The following is a 21,724-nucleotide window of genomic DNA, read 5'->3' on the forward strand; positions in this document are numbered from 1 at the left end:
ACCGTGCTGGCGGCCATTCTTGCGGAGTGATTCCCATGCTGAACAAACTGCGGATCGGCCAGAAACTGCTGCTGGCCCCGGGACTCGTGCTCGTCCTGCTGACCCTGCTCTCGGCAGCCGCCTACTACGGCATGGTGCGCCAGAACGCGTCGCTCGAACACATGGTGCAGGTGCGCGCGGCGCGCCTGCAGGCGGTGGCCGACGTCGCCGGCGAGGCGCGCTTCGCGCACGCCAACACCTACCAGTTGCTGGCCTGGGTCAACGGCAGCTTCGCCCGGAACCGGCTGGCGGCCCTGACGGCGGACATCGGGCGCAGACACGCCGCCATCGGCGACAGGCTGGGCCAGTTCGCCCACGGCGCCGAGCCGGATGAACGCGCGCCGATCGAAGCCTCGCAGGCGGCGCTCGCGCGCTACCGCAAGGCGGTCGGCGAGACGGTCGAAATGGCCTCGGTCGACCAGTCGATCGCCACCAACGCGATGCAGAAGGCCGAGCAGCAGTTCGGCGCCCTCGACGCCGAGTTGATCCGCCTGGCCCAGCTCGAGAAAAAGATGAGCGAGAACGCGCACGCCGCCGCCAAGGCGGAGTTTCGCAGCCTGGGATGGAGCATGGCCGGCCTGGTGCTGTTGTCGATCGGGTTGTCGCTGGTGGTGACGATGCTGGTGCGCCGCTCGATGCTGGCCGGGATCAACGCGATCGCGCGCACCGTCGGCGAACTGGCCGAGGGCCGGCTCGACGCGCCGCCGCTCAGGGCGCGTGGACGCGACGAGATCGACGACACCGCGCGCGCACTGGACCACACCATCGCGCGCCTGAACGCGGCCCTGCACAGCGTGATGAATGCGGTGCGCTCGATCGATACGGCGTCGCAGGAAATCGCCAGCGGCAACCTCGACCTGTCGACCCGCACCGAGATGCAGGCCGGCTCGCTCGAGCAGACCGCCAGCACCATGGAAACCCTGACCACGGCGGTCAAGGACAACGCCAGCAACGCGCGCCAGGCCTCCGAACTGGCGGCGGAAGCGGCGCAACTGGCCTCGCGCGGCGGCCAGGCGGTGCAGCAGGCGGTGACGACGATGGAATCGATCCAGGCGAGTTCGCGCAAGATCGTCGAGATCATCGGCGTCATCGACGGCATCTCGTTCCAGACCAATATCCTGGCCCTGAACGCGGCGGTGGAAGCGGCGCGCGCGGGCGAACAGGGACGGGGCTTCGCGGTCGTGGCGTCCGAGGTGCGCACGCTGGCCCAGCGCTCGGCGGCGGCGGCCAAGGAAATCAAGGGCCTGATCGCCGACTCGGTGAGCATCATCGAACGCGGCAACGCCGCGGTCAGCGAAGCCGGCGCCAGCATGGGCGACATCGTGTCCTCGGTACGCCAGGTGAACGACATCATCGGCCGCATCAGCATCGCCAGCACCGAACAGGCCGACGGCATCGCCGAAGTCAATCGCGCGGTCGGGCAAATGGATGGCATGACCCAGCAGAACGCGGCCCTGGTCGAGCAGGCCGCGGCGGCGGCCGAGAGCCTGCACGAGCAGACCGTCAACCTGGCCAAGGCGGTGGCGATCTTCCGCATCGCGCCGGGCTTCGATGCCGAAGCGCAGCACGCACCGGTAGCGCAGGAATCGCGGGACGCCGGCTTCCAGGGCGTGAGCGAACGGCGCGCACCGGGCAGTGTGATGCGGGGCGGTCCAGTGCGCGCCCTCCCCGCCGCTTTCACGCGCCGCCGCGCCTGAATACTGCCGAGCCAGGATAGGCTCGACTGTCAGCACGTCGCACCCGTCCTCGCCGGGCGCCCTGGCGGGCGCCTTAGCGGGTGCTTCGCTTCACCGGAACGGCCGACTCACAAACTTCGACCCCGCCAAGCCGAACCGCCACGGCACATCGACCGCCTTCGAAATGCCGATGCGTGGCCCAGCCACGAGCGCCAATCCCGCCTCGGCCGGCAGCAGCTCGAACGGCGCCTCGAACAGCGCCTTGCCATTGAGCGCCCGCGTCACACCGAGTGCCTGGCACAGCTTGCCTGGCCCGGAACACAGCAGGCGCTCGTCGATCGCATCGCGCCGCGCGCGCATGACGTCGAGTCCCGCCACCGGTTCCAGCGCGCGGATCAGCACCCCGGCGCCATGGCCGGCCTCCTGGCACACGAAGTTCAGGCACCAGTGAATGCCGTACGACCTGTAAACATAGGCATGCGCGGGTGGCCCGAACATCGACGCATTGCGCTCGGTCGGTCCGGAATACGCATGCGAGGCCGGGTCCTCATGATCATAGGCTTCCGTCTCGACGATGCGGCCGCCGACGCCGTCCACCAGCACCGTGACACCGATCAGCTGCTGCGCGACGACGTCCGCCGGCTTCGAAAAATCAATCCCTGCAATTGTAGAAATAGCCATGCGCCGATTCTAGCGCGGGACAGGACGACCCGCCGTTTTGGTGAAATAGATACAAGAACAGAGTGATAATGACATTGCCTTGCTGCAATATCGAAATGACTCGGGTATAGTGACGACGTCCTCCGCATTTCCGCGAAGCATATTCGCGCCCTCCATTTCCATGAACACCGCCGTCGAGCCCATCCCGCAGATCGACCAGGTCGATGCCCTGATCAAGTCGATCCGCATCCCGCCGCGGCCAAGTCTGCTCGCCGACCTGCAGCGCGAACTGGCGGCCGAAGACCCCTCGCTGGACGCCATCGGCAAGACCGTGGCAAGCGACGTCGGCATGTCCGGCGCGCTCCTGAAGCTGGCCAATTCGTCCATCTATGGCGGCCGGCACAAGGCCAAGTCGATCGAGCAAGCCATCCTGTTCCTCGGCATCAACCAGGTCGCGGCCATGATGACCGGGCTGCTGGCGCGCCAGGCGATTCCCGCCAACAGCGCGGCCCTGGCCAGCTTCTGGGACATCTCCACCCGCCGCGCACAGGCGATGGTGTTCCTGTCGCGCCGCCTGCGGATCGGCGAGGCGGACGTGGCGCATACCTTCGGCCTGTTCTGCGACACCGGCGTGCCGCTGCTGATGGACCGTTTCAAGGATTACAACGTGACCTATGGCGCGGCTTCGCTCGAAGCCGCCCGCCCCTTCACCGCGCTCGAAGTGGAGCGCCACCAGACCAGCCACGCCGCCGTCGGCTGCCTGCTGGCGCGTAACTGGGGCCTGTCGGACCAGGTATCCTGGGCCATCCTGCACCATCACGACTACGCGGTGATCGAAGACGCATCGACGGCATCGCAGGTGCGCTCGCTGGTCGCGCTGTCGCTGCTGGCCGAGAACGCGATCTGCCGCTACCAGGGTCATGCCGAGTCGAACGAATGGAACAAGGGCGGCGCCGCGGCCTGCGCCTATCTCGGCTTGTCGGACGAAGAAACCGCCGAGATCCTGGACGAGTTGCTGGAAGCCTTCCACGAGGATTGACGTGCTTTACTTCTGCCTGGCGCGAGCGGATACTGGGATGTAAATACCCGCGCGCACAGGGAGGAGACATGAACACCCTCGCCATCGGATGGCTGTCGCTATCCTTGCTGCTGGCCGGCTGCGCCAGCACCGCCCCCGCTCCCACACCGCCGCCCGCGCTGTTCGCCGATGACCGTTTCGCGGCGCCGTCCGAACCGGTCGGCGCGAAAGACCTGTTCACGCTCAGCCCCGCCATGCGCGACTACCTGCACAGCGCCGCCTTCACCCAGCGCCTGCGCAGCAAGGGCATGCGCCACGGCCTGATCGACGCGCTGTACAGCAAGAGCGACCTGAAGCTCGAATACGAATCGCGCATCACCCGCACCGCCAGCGAAACCTATGATGCGCGCATGGGCAACTGCCTGTCGCTGGTCATCATGACGGCCGCCTTCGCAAAGCAACTCGGGATGCCGGTGCACTTCCAGAGCGTGGAAGTCGAGAACAGCTGGAGCCGCACCGCCGGCCTGTATCTGTCGAGCGCCCACATCAACATCGGCCTGGGCCAGCGTCCGGGCGATGCCCTGCGCGGCTACGATCCCAACCGCGTGCTGGTAGTCGATTTCATCCCGCGCGACGAAGCGGCGAGCCTGCGCACGCGCGAACTGGACGAAGAAGACGTCGTCGCCTTGTACCTGAATAACCGGGCCGCCGAGGCGCTGGTGCAGGACCGCATCGATGACGCCTACTGGTGGGCGCGCGCGGCCGTCGTGGCGAAGCCGGGGACGGCGACCACGCTCAATACGCTGGCCGTGATCTACCAGCGCCACGGTGAGCTGGCCCTGGCCGAGAGTACCTTCCAGGCCGCGCTCACGCGCGAGCCCGAGAACCTGTCAGTGCTGCGCAACCTCGAACCGCTGCTGCTGGCGCTGGGCCGGCCGCAGGAAGCGCAGGCGCTGGCCAGGCGGATCGCCTCGATCGAGCCGACACCGCCCTACTACTACTTCGACAAGGGCATGGTGGCGCTCAAGGCCGGCGACTTCGACGAGGCCGTGGCGCACTTCGCGCGCGAGGTGCGGCGCGCGCCGTATAACGATGAGTTCAGGTTCTGGCTGGGGATCGCGCACCTGAAGCTGGGACACCTGGGCGATGCGCGCGAGCATATCGCGCTGGCGGTCGATCACAGCACGCGCGGGGATATGCGCGAGGTGTATTCGGCCAAGCTGGCGTATTTGCGCAAGGTGGCGACGACGGGGACGCGACTGCGATAAATCGCTACTCGCTGTCCCGCAATGTGCGCCAGATGTCCAGCTTCTGATCGAAAGACATCGCCATATGCGCAGGTGAACTCGATGGCAGCACGACAGTACGATAGCCAGCGGCCGAAAACTGCGGAGCGAACTTACCCGACGCCTGGCCATTGAAGCCAACCGTTTCCAGCAGCGGGCACATTTCACGCAGCCGCTCGAAGTCATTGGCGGCCGGCTTGCGAATCGCCGAATCGAGGCTGCCGGCACGTTCGCATTCGCCCAGCACATCCCACAGGCCGACGCCATGCGCCAGCAGGCGAGGCAGGCGTTCGGCGTAGGGAAGCGCTGCCAGGTCGGCGTCCACGACGCTTGAAATCAGACGCCAGAATTGATTGCGTGGATGGGCATAGTACTGGCCGGCTGCCAGCGAGGCGGCGCCCGGGAAACTGCCCAGCACAAGAATACGTACGCCGGCATCGATCACGGGGGCCAGGCCGGTCAGCAAAGAGGAAGGTGCGCTCGACATGGCCGCATTGTAGCGCGCCGCATACGGCTGTCCTGCAAGCAGATGAAAAAAGCGGCGGTACGCTCGCACGCACCGCCGCAAAGGGCAAACAACTTTGCCAGGGGGGTAGTCAGATCATCGTTGGGCCAGCGTCGCGCCTTGTGCCTGCGGCGCATCCCAGCCGCCACCCAGCGACCGGATCAGCGCCACGGTCGTCAATGCGCGATCACCACGCAGCTGCACCGCGGTACGCTCCACCGCCGCCAGGTTGCGCTGCGCATCGAGCAGCTCCAGGTAGCTCGACCGGCCAGCGTCATACAGTTTCCGCGCCAGGTCGGCCGAGCGGCGCGCCGATACCACGGCGGCGTCGATCTGCGCCGACTGGCCGGCCAGGATGCGCAGGCCCGACAGGTTGTCCTCGACTTCGGCGAACGCCACCAGCACGCTCTGGCGATAGGCGCCGACCGATTCTTCGAGCGCCGCTTCGCTGCGCACCACGTTGTTGCGGTTGCGGCCGCCGTCGATCAGGGGCATCGACGCCAGCGCCCCGATCACCCACGAACGGCTGCTCCACTTGAAGACTTCCGAGAACACCCCGCCCACGCCGCCGCCATCGGCGTTGATGGTCAGCGCCGGGAACATGGCGCCGCGCGCCACGCCGATGCGGGCGTTGGACGCTTCCATCGCACGCTGGGCGGCGACGATGTCGGGACGGCGCTCGAGCAGCGTCGATGGCAGGCCGGCCGGGATCGCCGGCATCAGGCTCGCATCCAGCAGCGGGCTAGGGCCGGCCACGTAGTCGGCCGCCGGTTTGCCCAGCAGGACCGCCAGCGCATGCTCGGTGGTGGCGCGCTGGCGCTGCACGCCGATCGCTTCGGCGCGCGCCGTGGCCAGCTCGGTGCGGGCGCGCGACAGGTCGAATTCGCCGATGTCGCCCAGGTCGAAGCGGCGCTGGGTCACGCCCACGCTTTCTTCACGCAGGCGCACGGTCTGCGCCACCGTCTCGAGTTCGGCGTCCAGCGCGCGCAGCCTGAAGTACGTCTGGGCCACGTCGGCCTGGAGCGAGAGCAGCACCGAGCGGAAGTTCGCTTCCGACGTCGCCGCGTCGCCGCGCGCCGCCGACACGCCGGCCGCCACGCGGCCGAACAGGTCGACCTCGTAGCTGGCGGACAGGCGCGCCGTATAGCTGTTGCGCGCTTCGGTGTCGCTGCCCTGCGGCAGGCTCGATTCCAGCGGCGACAGGCGGGCGCGCTGGGCGCCGATGCCGATCCCCACTTGCGGGATGCGGTCGGCTTCGGCGATGCCGGCGATGGCCCGCGCCTGCTTGACGCGGCTGGCAGCGACCGACAGGTTGGCGTTATTGGCGGCGGCTTCCTCGATCAGCGCGGTGAGCGCCGGGTCGTTGAAGGCCAGCCACCACTGGCCGCGCGGCTGCGCCTCGGCCGGCTGCGCCGGCTTCCAGCGCGAGCCGTCGGCACCCGCCACTTCCAGGTCTGCCGCTGTCGGCGCCTGCGACTCGCGGAAGGCGGCCGGGGTGGCCACCTGCGGCTGGACGAAATCGGGCGTGGCGCAGGCGCTCAGCAGCAGGGCCGCCAGCAGCGGCGCGACGCCGCGCCGAATGAAGGGATTATTCATCTCAATGTACTCCTTCCGCGCTGTGCGCCACGGCGGGCGCCTTCGCAGGTTTTTCAAAACGTTTCGCCAGCATGCGCAGCAGCACGTAGAACAGCGGCGTCAGGAACAGGCCGAAGAACGTCACGCCCAGCATGCCCCAGAACACGGCGATACCGATCGCGTGGCGCATCTCGGCGCCGGCGCCGCTCGAGAACACCAGCGGCACCACGCCGGCGATGAAGGCGATCGACGTCATCAGGATCGGACGCAGACGCAGGCGGGAAGCTTCCAGGGCCGCTTCGACCACGGTGCGGCCATGGTCTTCGAGTTCGCGGGCAAACTCCACGATCAGGATCGCGTTCTTGGACGCCAGTCCCACCAGCACGAACAGGGCGATCTGGGTGAACACATTGTTGTCGCCACCGGTGAGCTTGACGCCCAGCAGCGCGCACAGGATGGACATCGGCACGATCAGGATCACCGACAGCGGCAGGGTCCAGCTTTCGTACTGGGCCGCCAGCACCAGGAACACCAGCAGCACGCACAGCGGGAACACATAGATCATGGTATTACCCGACAGGATGTCCTGGTAGGTCAGTTCGGTCCACTCGTAGCTCACGCCTTTCGGCAGCGTCTCTTTTGCGAGCTGCTCCATGATGGCCTGGGCCTGGCCGCTCGAGATCCCGGGGGCCGCGCCGCCATTGAGTTCAGCCGCGACGTAGCCGTTGTAACGCGTCACGCGGTCCGGACCATAGGTATCGGTCACGCGCATCACCGACGACAGCGGAATCATCTCACCGGTGTTGCTCCTCACCTTCAGCTGTTCGATCTGCTCGCGGTGCGAACGGAACTCGGCGTCGGCCTGGACCCGTACCTGGTAGGTACGGCCGAACTGGTTGAAGTCGTTCACGTACATCGAACCCAGGTTCACCTGCAAGGTCTGGTTGATGGAGGCCAGCGACACGCCCAGCTGCTTGGCTTTCACGCGATCGATGTTGGCGAACAGCTGCGGCACGTTGATCTGGTAACCCGAGAACACGCCCGCCAGCTCGGGAGTCTGCCAGGCGCGCGCCTGCAGCGCCTGCACCGCCTTGTACAGCTCTTCGTAGCCGACGTTGCCGCGGTCCTCGATCATCATCTTGAAGCCGCCGGTGGTGCCCAGGCCATTCACCGGTGGCGGCGACAGCACCAGCACGAAGGCGTCTTCCACCGCGCCCATGCGCTTGTTGATCTCGGCGGCGATGCCGTCGGCGCTCTGCTCCTTGCCCTTGCGCTCGCTGAACGGCTTCAGGCCGGTAAACACGATGCCGGCATTCGGCGCATTGGTGAAGCCATTGATCGACAGGCCGGGGAAGGCGATCGACGATTCCACGCCAGGAATCTCCTGAGCGATCTTCGACATCTGGCGAATCACGGCGTCGGTACGGTCGAGCGAGGCGGCGTCGGGCAACTGGGCGAAGCCGATCAGGTAGGCCTTGTCCTGCTGCGGCACGAAGCCCGGCGGCACCGACTTGAACACGAACACGGCGGCCACGCCGAGCAGCAGGTAGACGGCGATGGAGGCGGTCTTGCGGCGCAGGACGGTTTTCACGCCGCCTTCATACTTCTGGGACGAACGGCCGAAGAACCGGTTGAACGCGGCGAAGAAGCGGCCGAACACACTGTCGATCATGCGCGTCAGGCGGTCCTTCTTGGCGCCGTGCGGCTGCAGGATCGCGGCCGACAGGGCCGGCGCCAGCGTCAGCGACACGAAGGCCGAGATCACGGTCGAAATCGCGATGGTCAGGGCGAACTGGCGGTAGAACTGGCCGGTCAGGCCCGCAACGAAGGCGATCGGCACGAACACGGCGCACAGCACCAGGGCGATCGCGATGATCGGGCCGCTGACTTCCTTCATCGCCTGGATGGTCGCGTCGTGCGGCGTCAGGCCGTCGCTGATATTGCGCTCGACGTTTTCCACCACCACGATGGCATCGTCGACGACGATACCGATCGCCAGCACCAGGCCGAACAGCGACAGCGTATTGATCGAGAAGCCGAACGCCAGCATCACGGCGAAAGTGCCGACCACCGATACCGGCACCGCCAGCAGCGGGATGATCGACGCGCGCCAGGTCTGCAGGAAGATGATCACGACCAGGGCCACCAGCACCACCGCCTCGAACAGGGTCTTGATCACCGAGTCGATCGACTCGCGCACGAACTGGGTCGGGTCATACACGATCGAGTGCTTGACGCCTTCAGGGAAGTCTTTCGACAGCGCGTCCATCGTGGCGCGCACGTCGGCGGACAGTTGCAGGTCGTTGGCGCCAGGGGCGGCGAAGATCGGGATCGCGACCGCCGACTTATTGTTCAGCAGCGAACGCAGGGCGTACGAACTCGAGCCCAGTTCCAGGCGCGCCACATCCTTGAGCAGGGTGGTGCCGCCATCGGCATTGGTCTTGAGGACGATGTCGCCGAACTGCTCGACGCTCTGCAGGCGGCCCTGCGTGTTGACGGTCAGCTGGAAGTCGGCGTCCTTCGCCGGTCCCTGGCCGATCACGCCGGCCGCGACCTGCACGTTCTGCTCGCGGATCGCGTCGACGACGTCGCCCGCGGTCAGGTTGCGCTCGGCCACCTTCTGCGGATTGAGCCAAACCCGCATCGCGTAGTCGCCCGAACCGAACAGCTGCACCTCGCCCATGCCCTTGATCCGGGCCAGCTGGTCCTTCACGTTCAGCACCGCGTAGTTGCGCAGGTACAGGTCGTCATACTGGCCGTTCGGTGAATTCAGGTGCACCACCATGGTCAGGTTGGGCGACGACTTCACCGTGGTCACGCCGATCTGGCGTACCTCTTCCGGCAGACGCGGCAAGGCGCGCTGGACCCGGTTCTGCACCGCGGTCTCGGCCTGTTCGACGTCGGTGCCGATCTTGAAGGTCACGGTCAGCGCCAGCGCGCCGTCCGAGGTGTTCTGCGAGGACATGTACAGCATGTCCTCGACGCCGTTGATCTGTTCCTCCAGCGGCGTGGCCACCGTTTCGGCGATCACTTTCGGGTTAGCGCCAGGATACTGGGCGCGCACCACCACCGATGGCGGCACCACTTCCGGGTATTCGGAAATCGGCAGCATGAAGATGGAGATCAGGCCGCCAACGAAGATGATCACCGACAGCACCGCCGCGAAGATCGGCTTGTCGACAAAGAATCGAGAGAAGTTCATGGCCGCTTACTCCTTGGTATCGGCCAGCGCCAGCTTGTCGGCCTTGGCCGGCGTCGCTGCGGCGGCCGCGGGTGTGGCTGGCGCCACCATCGGGACGGTTTGCGCCGCGATTGGCGCGCCGGGACGCACGCGCTGCAGGCCGTTGACCACGATCTTCTCGCCTGCTTTCAGGCCTTCGCGCACGACGCGCAGATTGTCGTCCAGCGGCCCGAGCTTGACGGCGCGGTATTCGGCCTTGCCGTCCTTGTCGACCACGTACACGAACTTGCGGTCCTGGTCGGTACCGATGGCGCGGTCCTGGATCAGGATCTGCTGGCTCGGCACGCCGCCGGCGACCTGCACGCGGGCGAACAGTCCTGGCGCCAGCTGGCGCTCGGCATTGGCCAGGGTGGCGCGCATGCGCACGCTGCCGCTGCGGCTGTCGAGCTGGTTGTCGACGAATTCGAGCCTGCCACTGTGCGGGAAGCCCTCCTCGCCGGCCAGGCCGACCTTGACGTCGACCGGGTTGCCGGCATGGGTGCGGCGGCTCACGCGCAGATAGGTGTCTTCGTCGCCGTCGAAGCTGGCGTAGATGCGGTCCAGCGACACGACCGAGGTCAGCACGGCGCTGGCGTCGACCAGGTTGCCGAGGGTGATTTCGGCTTTCGAGACGCGCCCGTCGATCGGTGCGGTGACGCGGGTGTAGGCCAGGTTCAGGCGCGCGGCTTCGTGCTCGGCGGCGGCGGCGCGGGCGCTGGCGTCGAGTTCCTTCTGGCCGGCGTCGCGTTCGTCGAACTCGCGCTGGGCGATGGCTTTGTCGGCCAGCAGGCGCTCGGCGCGCTGCAGTTCCAGGCGCGCCAGGTCGGCCCTGGCGCGGGCGGCGGCGGCGGCGGCCTGGGTGCGGTCGGACTCGGCCTGGTAGGGACGCGGGTCGATCACGAACAATACGTCGCCCTTCTTGACCTCGGCGCCCGGCTTGAAGTTCACGGCGGTGATGTAACCCGAGACGCGCGGACGGATCTCGACCACGTCGATCGCTTCCAGGCGGCCCGAGAATTCCTGGGTCTCGAGGACGGGTTTTTGCAGCACCACGGCGGCGGAAACCGGCGGCGCGGCGGGCGCGGCTGCCGGTGTATCGTTGCTGTTGGCGTCGGCACAGCCGGTCAAGCCGGCGCCGACCACGCCGGCGAGCGCCAGCGCGGCCACGATCACGCGCAGGTTGCCCTGCATCAGGCCCTGTGTTTTGCCCAGTTCTGGTTGGTTATTCATGATTAACCCTTTTATTAACGACGATTGAAAAGACAATAAAACCCCGTCCGGCGTTGCCGACTTGTCGTGTCGAGCGAAACGCTGGCGAAAAGAAGCCCCTTCCGCGCCGCAGCGCGGAAAAAAATGCAGTATCTGGATAGAGCGCGGCCGGTCAGTTCATGCCGGCGGCGCCGGGCTCAGGCCCGTGGACAGTCGCGCACTGCTTGCAACCGGCGGCCCCTTGCCTGCTCGTTGTGAATCATGGCGACCCTCCTTTTTGATTTACTCTTACTTACCCATCAAAACTGCGAAAGACGCAGTTACAACAGAGCCCCCACCGGTGCGCCTGGCACGGTGTCTTGCGATACGGTTGCTTGCCTGGCTGGCTCGGCCAGGCCTCAGGTAGGCTTCAGTGCTGGCTGCTCAAGCGCCCCCGCGCCCCTCCAGCCGCGCGAGGAAGCTGGAGATTTCGAGCATTGCCTGCACCTTGCAGGCGCATTCGTTGCGCCCGTTCGGATCCTGCAGATCAGGTGCGGCCATGCGGCGCACGGTGGTGCAGATTCCGGCGTTGATCAGCTTGGCGCCGTATTGTTCAGCCTCGTCGCGTAATGGATCATCTTCGGCCGACAGGATCAGCGCCGGCGCGAGGTTCTTGAGGCGGCTCGAGTGCAACGGCGCCGCATACGGATGCGAGCGGTCGGCCGCGTGGGGCAGGTAACCGCGGTAGGCAGCCGCACATACGGTAGCCGCCTTCTCGCGATCGGCGCAATACGTCATTTGGCGCATCGAGCCCGTGGAGAGGGCCGGGTCGAGCATCGGCATTACCAGGATCTGGCCGGCCAGGGCCGGGCCGCCGCGGTCGCGCGACATCAGCGCGCATACCGCCGCCAGGTTGGCGCCGGCTTCGATACCAGCGGTGACCATCTGCTTGCCGTTCCAGCCCAGTTTGGTCTTGTTCTTCTTGGCCCACTGCAGCACGGCATGAGCATCCTCGACCGCGGCCGGGAACGGGCTCACCGTCGCCAGCGTATAAGTGGTGGCCAGCACCAGCGGCAGGTGGTCGCATTCGGCCAGGCTGCGCAGGAAGTCGTCGCACTCGTCCAGGTCGCCGCTGTCGAAGCCGCCGCCATGGAAATACACGACCAGCATGTCGCGCTTGACTGCAGGGCCGGCGGCATACAGCCTTGCTACAAGCGGGCCGGCGGCGCCGCCGACTTCGAGCTCGCGCACCTTCAGGGTGCGGTCGGCGGCTTCCAGCACGGCGCTCATCGGATGGCCCCCTGCTTCTGGAGCTCGACGATGCGTTCATCGACGCCGGCGCAATCGCCGGCGCAGCTCATCTGCATTTCGAGGGACAGCGCATGGAAGCCACGGGCCTCGGCGCCGGCGGCGCGCGAGTAGGCATCGGTGCAGAGCAGTGCCGCCAGGGCGGCGCCGCTCAGGGCGACTGCTACCGTGGTGAAGATTCCGTTCTGAATATTCCGATGGCTCATGGTCCTGCTCCGTTCGTGGGTAAATACTTTGTTGCGATGCACACATAATAGTCTTCATCTACAATCAGATAAAGATAGCAATACCGAATTGATTGTTCGGATTGCTGAACAATGGCTGTTTTTCCTTGCGACGTTTTGATCCGGAGAACAAGATATGAACAAACTCCAGGCCATGGAAGTGTTCGTGCAGGTGGTCGACGCCGGCAGCTTCACGCGCGCGGCGGAGACCTTGCAGCTGCCCAAGGCGACGGTGTCGACCCTGGTACAGGCGCTGGAATCTTCGCTTGCCTCCAAGCTTTTGCATCGCACGACGCGTCACGTATCGGTGACCTCGGACGGCGCCGCCTATTACGAGCGCTGCGTGCGGATCCTGTCCGACGTGCGCGATGCCGAGGAATCGCTGTCGCGCCACCGGTTCAGTCCCAGCGGGCGGCTACGGGTGGATACGCCGACCGGATTGTCGACCGAGATCCTGATTCCCGCCCTGCCCGACTTCTTCGAGCGCTATCCGGATATCACACTCGAACTCGGCACCACGGACCGGCCCGTCGACCTGGTCGAGGAAGGGGTCGACTGCGCCGTACGTGGTGGGGAGTTGTTGGATACCAACCTGATCGCGCGCCGCGTGGGGGTGATCAATTTTGTCACCTGCGCCTCGCCCGGTTACGTGGAGCGCTATGGCATGCCCATGCATCCGCGCGACCTGGAGCGGCACCGCTGCGTGAACTATTTTTCAGCAAAGAATGGCAAGATTGCCAACTGGGACTATACGCGTGACGGCGAGCGGATCGAGATGACCTTGCCCGGCGTGATCGCGCTGAACGACTCGAACGCGTACATCCAGGCCGGCCTGTCGGGGCTGGGCGTGATCAATATGACGGACTACCTCCTCAATGAACACCTGGCCACCGGCAAGATGGTGCGCCTGCTGCCGGAATGGCGCTGCGATCCGCTGCCGGTGCACGTCGTTTACCCGCACAACCGCCACCTGTCGGCCAAGGTACGGGTATTCGTCGAGTGGATTTCGGAATTGTTCGCGAACCACCCGAACCTGCGCCTGCAGCCGGCCGATACCACGGCGCCCGTACCCGCATTGCCTTCGGGGACCCGGCAATTCGGACAGGGCGACTGAGCAGGCGTAGAATCGCCGCTACAACAACAGGAGACCGCCGTGATGGAATATGCTTCTACGCCGCGCGATATCGATGTGCTGCTGGCCCGCTACGCCGAGAGCCACCGCAATACCGTCAATGAACTGATTCATATCGTCTGCATTCCGGCCATCGTATTCAGCTTGCTGGGCATCCTGTGGGCGATTCATCCGGGTGTGGCGCTGCTGGCCGTGGCTGCCGCGCTGGTGTATTACGTCAAGCTGTCGCGGGCCTTCGCCTTGGGGATGGCGGTGATGGCGGCCGTGATGTTGACGCTGTTGAGCATGCTGCCGGAGGGGACCGTGCTGGTGACCTCGATCGCCGTATTCGTACTGGCCTGGATCGGGCAATTCATTGGGCACCATATCGAGGGCAAGAAGCCGTCGTTCTTCGATGACCTGCGGTTCTTGTTGATCGGGCCGTTATTTGTACTGAGTTTTTTATATCGGAAGATGCGGCTGGCCTATTGATGCGCATGTCCTCGGTGAGCGCATGGACGGCCCCCTACTGTGCTATCGATGCAACATGGTGAAGGCATAAATTGAAAGATGCCGGCAGGAACGTTGCGGGCGAACTATACTCCCGCGATGTCTTCTCCCGTCCTCTTCATCATCGCCTCACTGATCTGGGGCTCGACCTTCTGGGCCATCACCCTACAGCTGGGACACGCCGCTCCTGCCGTTTCCGTGGCCTATCGTTTCTTCCTCGCTGCAGCCGCCCTGTTCGCCATCTGCCTGGTGCGCCGCGACAGCCTGGTGCTGCCCTGGCGCACCCACCGCTGGATGGCGCTGCAAGGGATGCTGACCTTCGGCATCTCGTATATCTGCACCTATGAATCCGAGCAGCATATCGTCTCCGGCCTGGTGGCCGTGATGTTCGCGCTGATGGTGTTCTGGACCCCGATCTGGAGCCGCATCTTTTTCGGCACCGCGATCAATGGGCGTACCTGGACTTGCGGCGCTGTCGCCACCGTCGGCGTGGCGCTGCTGTTCTGGCACTCGATCGGCGACGCCTGGCATGAACTGCAAACAGGCGGCGACGGCCACTTCCTGGCCGGCGTGGTGCTCGCGCTGGCCGCCACGCTGGCAAGCTCGGCAGGCAGCATCGTCGTCAACAAGGTCAAGGAGCACAGTTCCAACCTGCCCCTGACGATGGCCTGGTCGATGCTGTGGGGCGCCTCGATGGTGGCCGTGTGGTCGCTCGCCAATGGCGACGCCTTCATCCTGCCCGACGGCACCACCTATTGGGCGGGCCTGTTCTACCTGTCGATCTTCGGCTCCGTCATCGCCTTCTTTGCCTATTTCACCCTGATCGGCCGCATCGGCGCCAACAAGGCCGTCTACATCGGCGTCGTCACGCCCGTGCTGTCGGTGCTGCTGTCGGTCCTGCTCGAGGACTACCGTCCCGGCCTGCTCGAATTCCTGGGCATGGTGCTGTGCCTGGCCAGCGTCGCCTGGGCCGTGCGCGCACCCGCCGTCAAGAGCGTGCAATCCGCTAACCTGAACAATGCCATCGAATCGCCATGAGTCTTGATACCACCTTCTCCATCCGCCCCGCCCAGCCACGGGACGTCGCCCACATCCACGCCATGATCGTGGAACTGGCCGTATTCGAAAAGCTCGAACACATGGTGGTCGCCACCGAAGCCCTGCTGCACGAGGGCCTGTTCGGCGCCCGACCTTCGTGCGAGGCGATTGTCGGAGAAGAAAACGGCGAAGTCGTCACCTTCGCCCTGTTCTTCCACAACTTCTCGACCTTCCTTACCAGGAAGGGCTTATACCTGGAAGACCTGTATGTGAAGCAGTCGCACCGCGGCAAGAAATACGGCACGCAGATGCTGCAACGCCTGGCGCAGCTGGCGGTCGAACGCGGATGCGGGCGTTTCGAATGGTCTGTACTCGATTGGAACGAACCGGCAATCCAATTTTATAAAGCCATGGGCGCGGATATCTTGTCGGAATGGCGGATCTGCCGCGTAACGGGCGATCGCCTGGCATCGCTGGCCCAACGGGGCTAAGGCGCCCCACAAAGAAAAACCCACGGGCCTTGGCGCCGTGGGCAAACCCATTTTGGCAAATGGGGAGGGGAGATGGGAATCACATGAATGACTATAGTCGGCCATTCTTAATGATCCATTAAACCTTACATTTTCTTACCGCTGTCACCACTTGTCTCTCTGTGTACGCCTTGTGTCCATCATCTCCGGTGAGCAAGAAAACCGGTTTGCGGGCCATCAAGCGACTACTGCTGTATCGATCAGGTGTTGCGTGGAGAGGACAGTGATTGCCGCACTAGCCAGGCAGATGCGGTAAGCGCAACACGCCGCCATTGACGACGGCCTGGCACGGGTTGAAGCCGATCGCATACGCCAGGTCGGCAGGACGGGCGATCTTCCACAGCGCCAGGTCGGCGCGCTTGCCGACCGTCAGGGTGCCGATCTCCGCCTGCAGGCCCAGGGCCAGCGCGCCGTGAAAGGTCGCGCCGAGCAGGGCTTCCTGCGGCGTCAGGCGCCACAAGGTGCAGGCCATATTCATCGCCAGCAACAGCGACGTCATCGGCGAGGTGCCGGGATTGCAGTCGGTCGCCACCGCCATCGGCACGCCCGCTTCGCGCAGGGCGGCGATGGGCGGCGTCACGGTCTCGCGCAAGAAGTAATAAGCGCCCGGCAGCAAGACCGCCACCGTGCCCGCGCGCGCCATCGCGGCGATGCCTTGCTGGCTCAGGTGCTCCAGGTGGTCGGCCGACAGGCCTTGATAGCGCGCCACCAGCGCTGCCCCACCCTGGTCCGATAACTGTTCGGCATGCAGCTTGAGCGGCAGGTCGAGCTTGCGCGCCGCCTCGAACACGCGCTCGGTCTGGGCGAGCGTAAAACCGATCCGCTCGCAGAAGGCGTCCACCGCGTCGACCAGGCCAAGCTGCGCCAGCGCCGGCAGCATGCGCTCGCAGACGTCAAGCACGTAGTCGTCCTGGCGGCCGGCGAATTCCGGCGGCAGCGCGTGCGCGCCAAGGAAGGTGGTCGCCACCCGCACCGGCAGCACTTCGCCGATGCGGCGCGCGGCGCGCAGCATGCGTTCTTCCGCCCCGCGTTCGAGGCCATAGCCGGATTTGATTTCGAGCGTGGTCACGCCTTCGGCCAGCAGCGCGCGCACGCGCGGCAGGCTTGCTTCAACGAGTGCGTCAATGCTGGCGTCCCGGGTCGCGCGCACCGTGGACATGATGCCGCCGCCCTGGCGCGCGATGTCTTCATAGGTGGCGCCGTTCAGGCGCGCTTCCCATTCGTTGCTGCGGTTGCCGGCGTGGACGACGTGGGTGTGGCAGTCCACCAGGCCCGGCGTCATCCAGGCGCCGCCGCAGTCATGCACCCGCCCTGCTCGCGGCGCGTCGGCGCGCTCGCCGATCCAGGCGATGCGGCCGTCCTTGACCGCCAGTGCGGCGTCCATCCGCTCGCCGTAGCCGTTTTCCATCGTCGCCAGATGGACGTTGGTAAACAGCAGGTCGGGCCGGTCCTCAGTCATACATCGCTTCGTCGTCGTCTTCCGAATAGTAGTGGACGTCGACGATGAAGATCGTCGCCTGCCCCGCTTCCAGCGACCACACCGTGCCCTGGTCGAGGATCACGGCGTCGTAGCGCACCAGGCCGATGCGCTCGTCGTCGCTGGCCAGCTGCAGGCTGTCGCCCTCGGCCAGGAACAGCACCGTCACCTCGGCGCGCGCCACGAACGTGGAGTCGCCGCTCAGGCGCCGCCGTCCGAACTGGTGCCAGCAACGGTCGCTGCGCGACATGACGTTGAAATCGAGCGTCGGCCCGCGGTTGAGCCGGGCCTGCACCTCGGAGCCGCCGTCGAAGGCGATCACCGGCTCGGCGTCGCTGATCAGGGCCGGTTCGCCATCGATCTGCAAGGTCATGCCATGGCCGTCGACCAGCGCCAGCGTGCGGTCGACGCCCGGGAACGGCGAGAAGGCGCCGTCCTCGGCGATGGTCGCCAGGCTGACGCGCCAATCGAAATCGTCGAAACCGGCATCAAGCGGGCCGATCGCGATCTCGATCGTGCTGCCGGCGCCGTTCTTCCACGGCACCGGGGACAAGCCTGCAAACGGAATCAAGACAGTCATGAGCTCACCTATTGATCACTGCGTGGTCACTGCGCGCAAATCCCTGATCGCCTGGCGGTAGCGCTGGGCGACTTCCTCCTGCGCCACGTGGCGTCCATTCTCCACGACCCAGCGGCCACCGCACAGCACGTCGCGCACCAGGTTGTCGTTGCCACAGAATACAACACGTCCAAGCACTTCGGTCTCATTCACGCCATCGAGGTTCGGATGATTCGCGTCGAGCACCAGCAGATCGGCACGCTTGCCGGCTTCCAGGGCACCGACGCGCCTGCCAGCCGCATGGGCGCCGCCGGCCAGGGCGGCCTGCCACAGATAGTCGCCGACATGGCGCTGTTCGCGCGTGTGGGCCACGTTGCGCTTCTGGTGCAGCAGGCGCTGTCCATACTCGAGCCAGCGCAGTTCTTCCACCGGGCTTTGCGACACATGGCTGTCGCTGCCGACGCCGAAGCGTCCGCCCGCCTCGATGAAGGGAGCCAGCGGGAACAGGCCGTCCCCCAGGTTGGCCTCGGTGGTCGGGCACAGGCCGGCCACCGCGCCGCTGCGCGCCAGGGCCGCGACTTCTGCGTCGTTCACATGGGTCGCGTGCACCAGGCACCAGCGCGCGTCGAGCGCCACATGGTCCATCAGGTACTCGACCGGACGCCGCCCCGCGTGCGCCATGCACTGCGCCACTTCGCCCTGCTGCTCGGCGATGTGGATGTGCAGCGGACGCCCGTGCGGCAGGCCGCGCGCCAGCGCCTTGACCTGATCGATCGTGGCGGCGCGCAGCGAGTGTGGCGCGGCGCCGACTTCCAGCTGGCCGCCACGCAGCGGTGCCAGCGACTCGACGATGCCGAGCACGTCATCCACGTTCGTGCGAAAGCGCGCCTGCGCCGGTGCGAGCGGTTGCTGGCCGAAGCCGGCGTGGCTGTACAGTACCGGCAGCAGCGTCAATCCCATGCCGGTCGCCTGCCCTGCCGCGGCCACGCACGCGGCCGTCTCGGCCGGCCGCGCATAGCTGGCGCCGTCGACATCGCGCTGCAGGTAGTGGAATTCGCATAGCGAAGTGTAGCCGTGGCGCAGGCATTCCGTAAAAAGCTGGGCCGCGATGGCCTCGATCTGTTCGGGCGTGATGCGAGCGGCGAAGCGGTACATCAGGTCGCGCCAGGTCCAGAAACTGTCCGGCCCCTCGCCGGCGCGCTCCGTCAGGCCGCCCAGCGCGCGCTGGAAAGTGTGCGAGTGCAGGTTGACCATGCCGGGCAGGATGTATTCGGCCTGTCTCACAGCGCGCGACGCCGGCGCGCCAGGCGACACCCGGGCCAGGTCGCCGTGTTCGTCCCATTCGAGCAGCACGTCGCGCCGCCAGCCCTGCGGCAGCAGCGCATGGCGCGCGAACAGCGCATTGCCTCCAGCCTTCATGGGCCCACCCACGCCACCGCCGCGCCGATCATGTCGCGCAGCAGCGGCTGCAGGCCGGCCGCGACATCCGGACGGTATTCGAAGGGCGGCGCCTCGTTCATGTACAGGCACTGGCATTTCTCGAGCTGGATCGCGTGCACGCCAGTCGACGGCTGGCCGTAGTGGCGCGTGATATGGCCGCCCTTGAAGCGACCGTTCAGGGCGATGGAATAACGCTCCTGCGCGCGCGCAACGCCAAGGACCGCCTGTTCGAGACCCGGCGCGCATGACTTGCCTTCGGCAGTGCCGAAGTTCAGGTCAGGCAGCTTGCCTTCGAAGAAGCGCGGCACGATCGAGGCGATCGAATGCGCGTCCCACAGCACCACGCGGCCGTGCTGCGCCTTCAGCCGATCCAGTTCGGCGCGCAGCTGTTCGTGATACGGCCGCCAGTAGCGCTCCAGGCGCCGCCCCACCTCCGCCTGGTCCGGCTCCCGGCCCTCCTGGTACAGGCGCTCGCGCCCGAAGGTATCGAGCGGGCACAGGCCGGTGGTGTCCAGGCCCGGGTACAGGTTGGTGTCCTCGGGCGGGCGATTCAGGTCGATCAGGTAGCGCGACCAGCGCGCTGAGATGGTCGAGACGCCCATCTCTTCGAGGAAGCCGTACAGTTCCGGCAAGTGCCAGTCGGTGTCGGCGCGCGCCTGGGCGCAGGGCGCCAGCGTCGCCGCCACCTCGTCGGGAATATCGGTGCCCGCATGCGGCATCGATACCAGCACGGGGAGCCTGCCTGCCTTGAACCGGAACGCCATCTTTCCTCCTGTGGTGCGATCAGTACAGCCCTGATCAGCAAAATGCCTGTTTACGGATGCAGCACCGTGAACAACTCCTTGCACGACGCCGACAGCGCGCCGTCGACCACCAGCTTGCGCGCGGCCTCGATATCGGGCGCGAAGAAGCGGTCGGCGTCGTAGGGAGCGACCTGCCGGCGCAGCTGGGCATGCACCGATTCCAGCGTCTGCGAGCTCTTCAGCGGGCGGTGGAATTCGATCCCCTGGCTTGCCGCCAGCAGCTCGATCCCGACGATGACCGCCGTATTGTGCGCCATCTGGTCGAGACGGCGCGCAGCGAAGGTCGCCATGCTCACGTGGTCTTCCTGGTTGGCCGACGTCGGCAGGCTGTCGACGCTGGCTGGATGGGCCAGGGACTTGTTCTCGGAGGCCAGCGCGGCGGCCGTCACGTGGGCGATCATGAAGCCGGAGTTCAGCCCCGGTTCGCGCACCAGGAAGGCCGGCAGGCCGGACAGGTTGGCGTCGATCAGAAGCGCGATGCGGCGCTCGGCCAGCGCACCGATCTCGGCGATCGCCAGCGCCAGCGTGTCGGCCGCGAAGGCCACCGGCTCGGCGTGGAAGTTACCGCCCGAGATGATTTCGCCACCCTCGAACAGCAGCGGGTTATCCGTCACGGCGTTCGCCTCGATCAGCAAGGTACGGCCGGCGTTGGCGATCAGGTCCATCACGGCCCCCATCACCTGCGGCTGGCAGCGCAGGCTGTAGGGGTCCTGCACCCGCTCGTCGCCCACCAGGTGCGAGGCGCGGATCGCGCTGCCCGCCACCAGTTCGCGATAGATCCTGGCCGCCGCGATCTGGCCCGGCTGGCCGCGCACCGCGTGGATGCGCGCGTCGAACGGCGCATCGCTGCCGCGCGCGGCATCCACCGACAGCGAGCCGGTGACCATCGCCGCCTCCAGCAGGCGTTCGGCCATGAACAGGCCGTGCAGCGCCAGCGCGGTCGAGACCTGGGTGCCGTTGATCAGGGCCAGGCCCTCTTTCGCGGCCAGCGTGACCGGCTCGATGCCGGCCGCGCGCAGGGCGTCGCCGGCTTCCACCAGCACGCCGTTGTGGCGCACCGGCCCCACGCCCAGCATCGCCAGCGTCATGTGGGCCAGCGGCGCCAGGTCGCCCGAGGCGCCGACCGAGCCCTGGCACGGGATGGCCGGCATGATGTTGGCGTTGTACAGGGCGATCAGGGTCTCGACGATCACGGGACGCACGCCCGAGTAGCCGCGCGCCAGGCTGCCGATCTTGGTCAGCAGGATCAGGCGCACGATCGTGTCCGACAGCAGTTCGCCGGTGCCCACCGCATGCGACAGGATCAGGTTGCGCTGCAGGGTGGCCAGCTGGTCGTGCGGGATATGGGCCTTGGCCAGGATGCCGAAGCCGGTGTTGATGCCATAGGCCGGGTCGCCCCTGGCGACGATGGCGTCGACCGTGGCGGCCGAGGCCGCGATGGCGTCCCAGGCGCCGCCGGCCAGGCTCAAGGCATGGTGGCCGGCCCAGACCGCGCGCAGGTCGGCCAGGCGCAGTTCGCCGGGTTGCAGGGTGAGGCTTTGATTGGTGTCGTTCATG

At 66.3% G+C, this 21,724-nt stretch carries 19 protein-coding genes; 7 read left to right on the forward strand and 12 right to left on the reverse strand.

Annotated features, from left to right (window positions below; translation table 11 throughout):
* Positions 1–35 precede the first annotated feature (35 nt).
* On the forward strand, positions 36–1,736 hold the full coding sequence (locus AC56KW_RS03040) for a methyl-accepting chemotaxis protein (protein WP_497169253.1): 1,701 nt from the start codon (positions 36–38) through the stop codon (positions 1,734–1,736).
* Positions 1,737–1,826: 90 nt separating this feature from the next.
* On the opposite strand, the gene AC56KW_RS03045 is transcribed toward AC56KW_RS03040, so the two are convergent.
* A complete protein-coding gene (locus tag AC56KW_RS03045) occupies positions 1,827–2,396 on the reverse strand; it encodes a DNA-3-methyladenine glycosylase (RefSeq protein WP_497169254.1) in 570 nt (189 codons plus the stop codon).
* A gap of 160 nt (positions 2,397–2,556) precedes the next feature.
* Here AC56KW_RS03045 and AC56KW_RS03050 point away from each other — a divergent pair, with 160 nt between their 5' ends.
* Complete coding sequence (locus AC56KW_RS03050) at positions 2,557–3,414, forward strand: HDOD domain-containing protein (protein ID WP_497169255.1); 858 nt, start codon at positions 2,557–2,559, stop codon at positions 3,412–3,414.
* Positions 3,415–3,482: 68 nt separating this feature from the next.
* Complete coding sequence (locus tag AC56KW_RS03055; protein WP_497169256.1) at positions 3,483–4,661, forward strand: tetratricopeptide repeat protein; 1,179 nt, start codon at positions 3,483–3,485, stop codon at positions 4,659–4,661.
* 4 nt (positions 4,662–4,665) lie between these two features.
* Here AC56KW_RS03055 and AC56KW_RS03060 read toward each other — a convergent pair whose 3' ends face one another.
* From AC56KW_RS03060 to AC56KW_RS03085, 6 genes are all read right to left on the reverse strand, one after another.
* The gene (locus AC56KW_RS03060) at positions 4,666–5,166 is read right to left on the reverse strand and encodes a DNA-deoxyinosine glycosylase (RefSeq protein WP_497169257.1); all 501 of its coding nucleotides are present in this window, start codon (positions 5,164–5,166) and stop codon (positions 4,666–4,668) included.
* A 114-nt stretch (positions 5,167–5,280) separates the two neighbouring features.
* Positions 5,281–6,780, reverse strand: a complete 1,500-nt coding sequence (locus AC56KW_RS03065; protein ID WP_497169258.1) for an efflux transporter outer membrane subunit — start codon at positions 6,778–6,780, stop codon at positions 5,281–5,283.
* 1 nt (position 6,781) lies between these two features.
* On the reverse strand, positions 6,782–9,961 hold the full coding sequence (locus AC56KW_RS03070) for an efflux RND transporter permease subunit (RefSeq protein ID WP_497169259.1): 3,180 nt from the start codon (positions 9,959–9,961) through the stop codon (positions 6,782–6,784).
* A gap of 6 nt (positions 9,962–9,967) precedes the next feature.
* Positions 9,968–11,209, reverse strand: a complete 1,242-nt coding sequence (locus AC56KW_RS03075) for an efflux RND transporter periplasmic adaptor subunit (protein ID WP_497169260.1) — start codon at positions 11,207–11,209, stop codon at positions 9,968–9,970.
* A 402-nt stretch (positions 11,210–11,611) separates the two neighbouring features.
* On the reverse strand, positions 11,612–12,457 hold the full coding sequence (locus tag AC56KW_RS03080) for an alpha/beta hydrolase (RefSeq protein ID WP_497169261.1): 846 nt from the start codon (positions 12,455–12,457) through the stop codon (positions 11,612–11,614).
* Positions 12,454–12,681, reverse strand: coding sequence for a hypothetical protein (locus AC56KW_RS03085; RefSeq protein WP_497169262.1), 228 nt, complete (start codon positions 12,679–12,681; stop codon positions 12,454–12,456). Before AC56KW_RS03085 ends, AC56KW_RS03080 begins: the two co-directional genes overlap by 4 nt.
* Before the next feature lie 154 nt (positions 12,682–12,835).
* On the opposite strand from AC56KW_RS03085, the gene AC56KW_RS03090 reads away from it, so the two are divergent.
* The 4 genes from AC56KW_RS03090 (at position 12,836) to AC56KW_RS03105 (ending at position 15,849) form a co-directional block, all read left to right on the forward strand.
* Positions 12,836–13,813, forward strand: coding sequence for a LysR family transcriptional regulator (locus AC56KW_RS03090; protein WP_497169263.1), 978 nt, complete (start codon positions 12,836–12,838; stop codon positions 13,811–13,813).
* Between the two features lie 42 nt (positions 13,814–13,855).
* Complete coding sequence (locus AC56KW_RS03095; RefSeq protein ID WP_497169493.1) at positions 13,856–14,302, forward strand: Mpo1 family 2-hydroxy fatty acid dioxygenase; 447 nt, start codon at positions 13,856–13,858, stop codon at positions 14,300–14,302.
* Between the two features lie 117 nt (positions 14,303–14,419).
* Positions 14,420–15,358 carry a DMT family transporter gene (locus tag AC56KW_RS03100; RefSeq protein ID WP_497169264.1) on the forward strand — a complete coding sequence of 313 codons (939 nt, stop codon included), beginning with the start codon at positions 14,420–14,422 and terminating at the stop codon, positions 15,356–15,358.
* Positions 15,355–15,849 (forward strand): GNAT family N-acetyltransferase, encoded by a 495-nt coding sequence (locus tag AC56KW_RS03105; RefSeq protein ID WP_497169265.1) that lies wholly within the window; start codon positions 15,355–15,357, stop codon positions 15,847–15,849. The genes AC56KW_RS03100 and AC56KW_RS03105 overlap by 4 nt, the downstream gene beginning before the upstream one ends.
* A 274-nt stretch (positions 15,850–16,123) precedes the next feature.
* Here the strand turns inward: AC56KW_RS03105 and hutI are convergent, their stop codons facing one another.
* Genes hutI through hutH form a run of 5 tightly spaced genes read right to left on the reverse strand, consistent with a single transcriptional unit; the run spans position 16,124 to position 21,723 of the window.
* A complete protein-coding gene (gene hutI, locus AC56KW_RS03110; protein ID WP_497169266.1) occupies positions 16,124–17,347 on the reverse strand; it encodes an imidazolonepropionase in 1,224 nt (407 codons plus the stop codon).
* On the reverse strand, positions 17,340–17,945 hold the full coding sequence (locus AC56KW_RS03115; RefSeq protein WP_497169267.1) for a HutD/Ves family protein: 606 nt from the start codon (positions 17,943–17,945) through the stop codon (positions 17,340–17,342). Before AC56KW_RS03115 ends, hutI begins: the two co-directional genes overlap by 8 nt.
* A gap of 15 nt (positions 17,946–17,960) precedes the next feature.
* Positions 17,961–19,343, reverse strand: coding sequence for a formimidoylglutamate deiminase (locus tag AC56KW_RS03120; RefSeq protein ID WP_497169268.1), 1,383 nt, complete (start codon positions 19,341–19,343; stop codon positions 17,961–17,963).
* Positions 19,340–20,128, reverse strand: coding sequence for an N-formylglutamate deformylase (hutG, locus tag AC56KW_RS03125; RefSeq protein WP_497169269.1), 789 nt, complete (start codon positions 20,126–20,128; stop codon positions 19,340–19,342). Before hutG ends, AC56KW_RS03120 begins: the two co-directional genes overlap by 4 nt.
* 50 nt (positions 20,129–20,178) lie before the next feature.
* On the reverse strand, positions 20,179–21,723 hold the full coding sequence (hutH, locus tag AC56KW_RS03130) for a histidine ammonia-lyase (protein ID WP_497169270.1): 1,545 nt from the start codon (positions 21,721–21,723) through the stop codon (positions 20,179–20,181).
* Position 21,724: the final 1 nt, after the last annotated feature.

Source organism: Telluria sp. RT2P19 (assembly GCF_059685725.1).

What these genes read in the sequence shown, in the direction of transcription:
- AC56KW_RS03040 (WP_497169253.1), top strand. Translation starts at nt 36, where the DNA reads ATGCTGAACAAACTGCGGATCGGCCAGAAACTGCTGCTGGCCCCGGGA.
- AC56KW_RS03045 (WP_497169254.1), bottom strand. Translation starts at nt 2,396, where the DNA reads ATGGCTATTTCTACAATTGCAGGGATTGATTTTTCGAAGCCGGCGGAC.
- AC56KW_RS03050 (WP_497169255.1), top strand. Translation starts at nt 2,557, where the DNA reads ATGAACACCGCCGTCGAGCCCATCCCGCAGATCGACCAGGTCGATGCC.
- AC56KW_RS03055 (WP_497169256.1), top strand. Translation starts at nt 3,483, where the DNA reads ATGAACACCCTCGCCATCGGATGGCTGTCGCTATCCTTGCTGCTGGCC.
- AC56KW_RS03060 (WP_497169257.1), bottom strand. Translation starts at nt 5,166, where the DNA reads ATGTCGAGCGCACCTTCCTCTTTGCTGACCGGCCTGGCCCCCGTGATC.
- AC56KW_RS03065 (WP_497169258.1), bottom strand. Translation starts at nt 6,780, where the DNA reads ATGAATAATCCCTTCATTCGGCGCGGCGTCGCGCCGCTGCTGGCGGCC.
- AC56KW_RS03070 (WP_497169259.1), bottom strand. Translation starts at nt 9,961, where the DNA reads ATGAACTTCTCTCGATTCTTTGTCGACAAGCCGATCTTCGCGGCGGTG.
- AC56KW_RS03075 (WP_497169260.1), bottom strand. Translation starts at nt 11,209, where the DNA reads ATGAATAACCAACCAGAACTGGGCAAAACACAGGGCCTGATGCAGGGC.
- AC56KW_RS03080 (WP_497169261.1), bottom strand. Translation starts at nt 12,457, where the DNA reads ATGAGCGCCGTGCTGGAAGCCGCCGACCGCACCCTGAAGGTGCGCGAG.
- AC56KW_RS03085 (WP_497169262.1), bottom strand. Translation starts at nt 12,681, where the DNA reads ATGAGCCATCGGAATATTCAGAACGGAATCTTCACCACGGTAGCAGTC.
- AC56KW_RS03090 (WP_497169263.1), top strand. Translation starts at nt 12,836, where the DNA reads ATGAACAAACTCCAGGCCATGGAAGTGTTCGTGCAGGTGGTCGACGCC.
- AC56KW_RS03095 (WP_497169493.1), top strand. Translation starts at nt 13,856, where the DNA reads ATGGAATATGCTTCTACGCCGCGCGATATCGATGTGCTGCTGGCCCGC.
- AC56KW_RS03100 (WP_497169264.1), top strand. Translation starts at nt 14,420, where the DNA reads ATGTCTTCTCCCGTCCTCTTCATCATCGCCTCACTGATCTGGGGCTCG.
- AC56KW_RS03105 (WP_497169265.1), top strand. Translation starts at nt 15,355, where the DNA reads ATGAGTCTTGATACCACCTTCTCCATCCGCCCCGCCCAGCCACGGGAC.
- hutI (WP_497169266.1), bottom strand. Translation starts at nt 17,347, where the DNA reads ATGACTGAGGACCGGCCCGACCTGCTGTTTACCAACGTCCATCTGGCG.
- AC56KW_RS03115 (WP_497169267.1), bottom strand. Translation starts at nt 17,945, where the DNA reads ATGACTGTCTTGATTCCGTTTGCAGGCTTGTCCCCGGTGCCGTGGAAG.
- AC56KW_RS03120 (WP_497169268.1), bottom strand. Translation starts at nt 19,343, where the DNA reads ATGAAGGCTGGAGGCAATGCGCTGTTCGCGCGCCATGCGCTGCTGCCG.
- hutG (WP_497169269.1), bottom strand. Translation starts at nt 20,128, where the DNA reads ATGGCGTTCCGGTTCAAGGCAGGCAGGCTCCCCGTGCTGGTATCGATG.
- hutH (WP_497169270.1), bottom strand. Translation starts at nt 21,723, where the DNA reads ATGAACGACACCAATCAAAGCCTCACCCTGCAACCCGGCGAACTGCGC.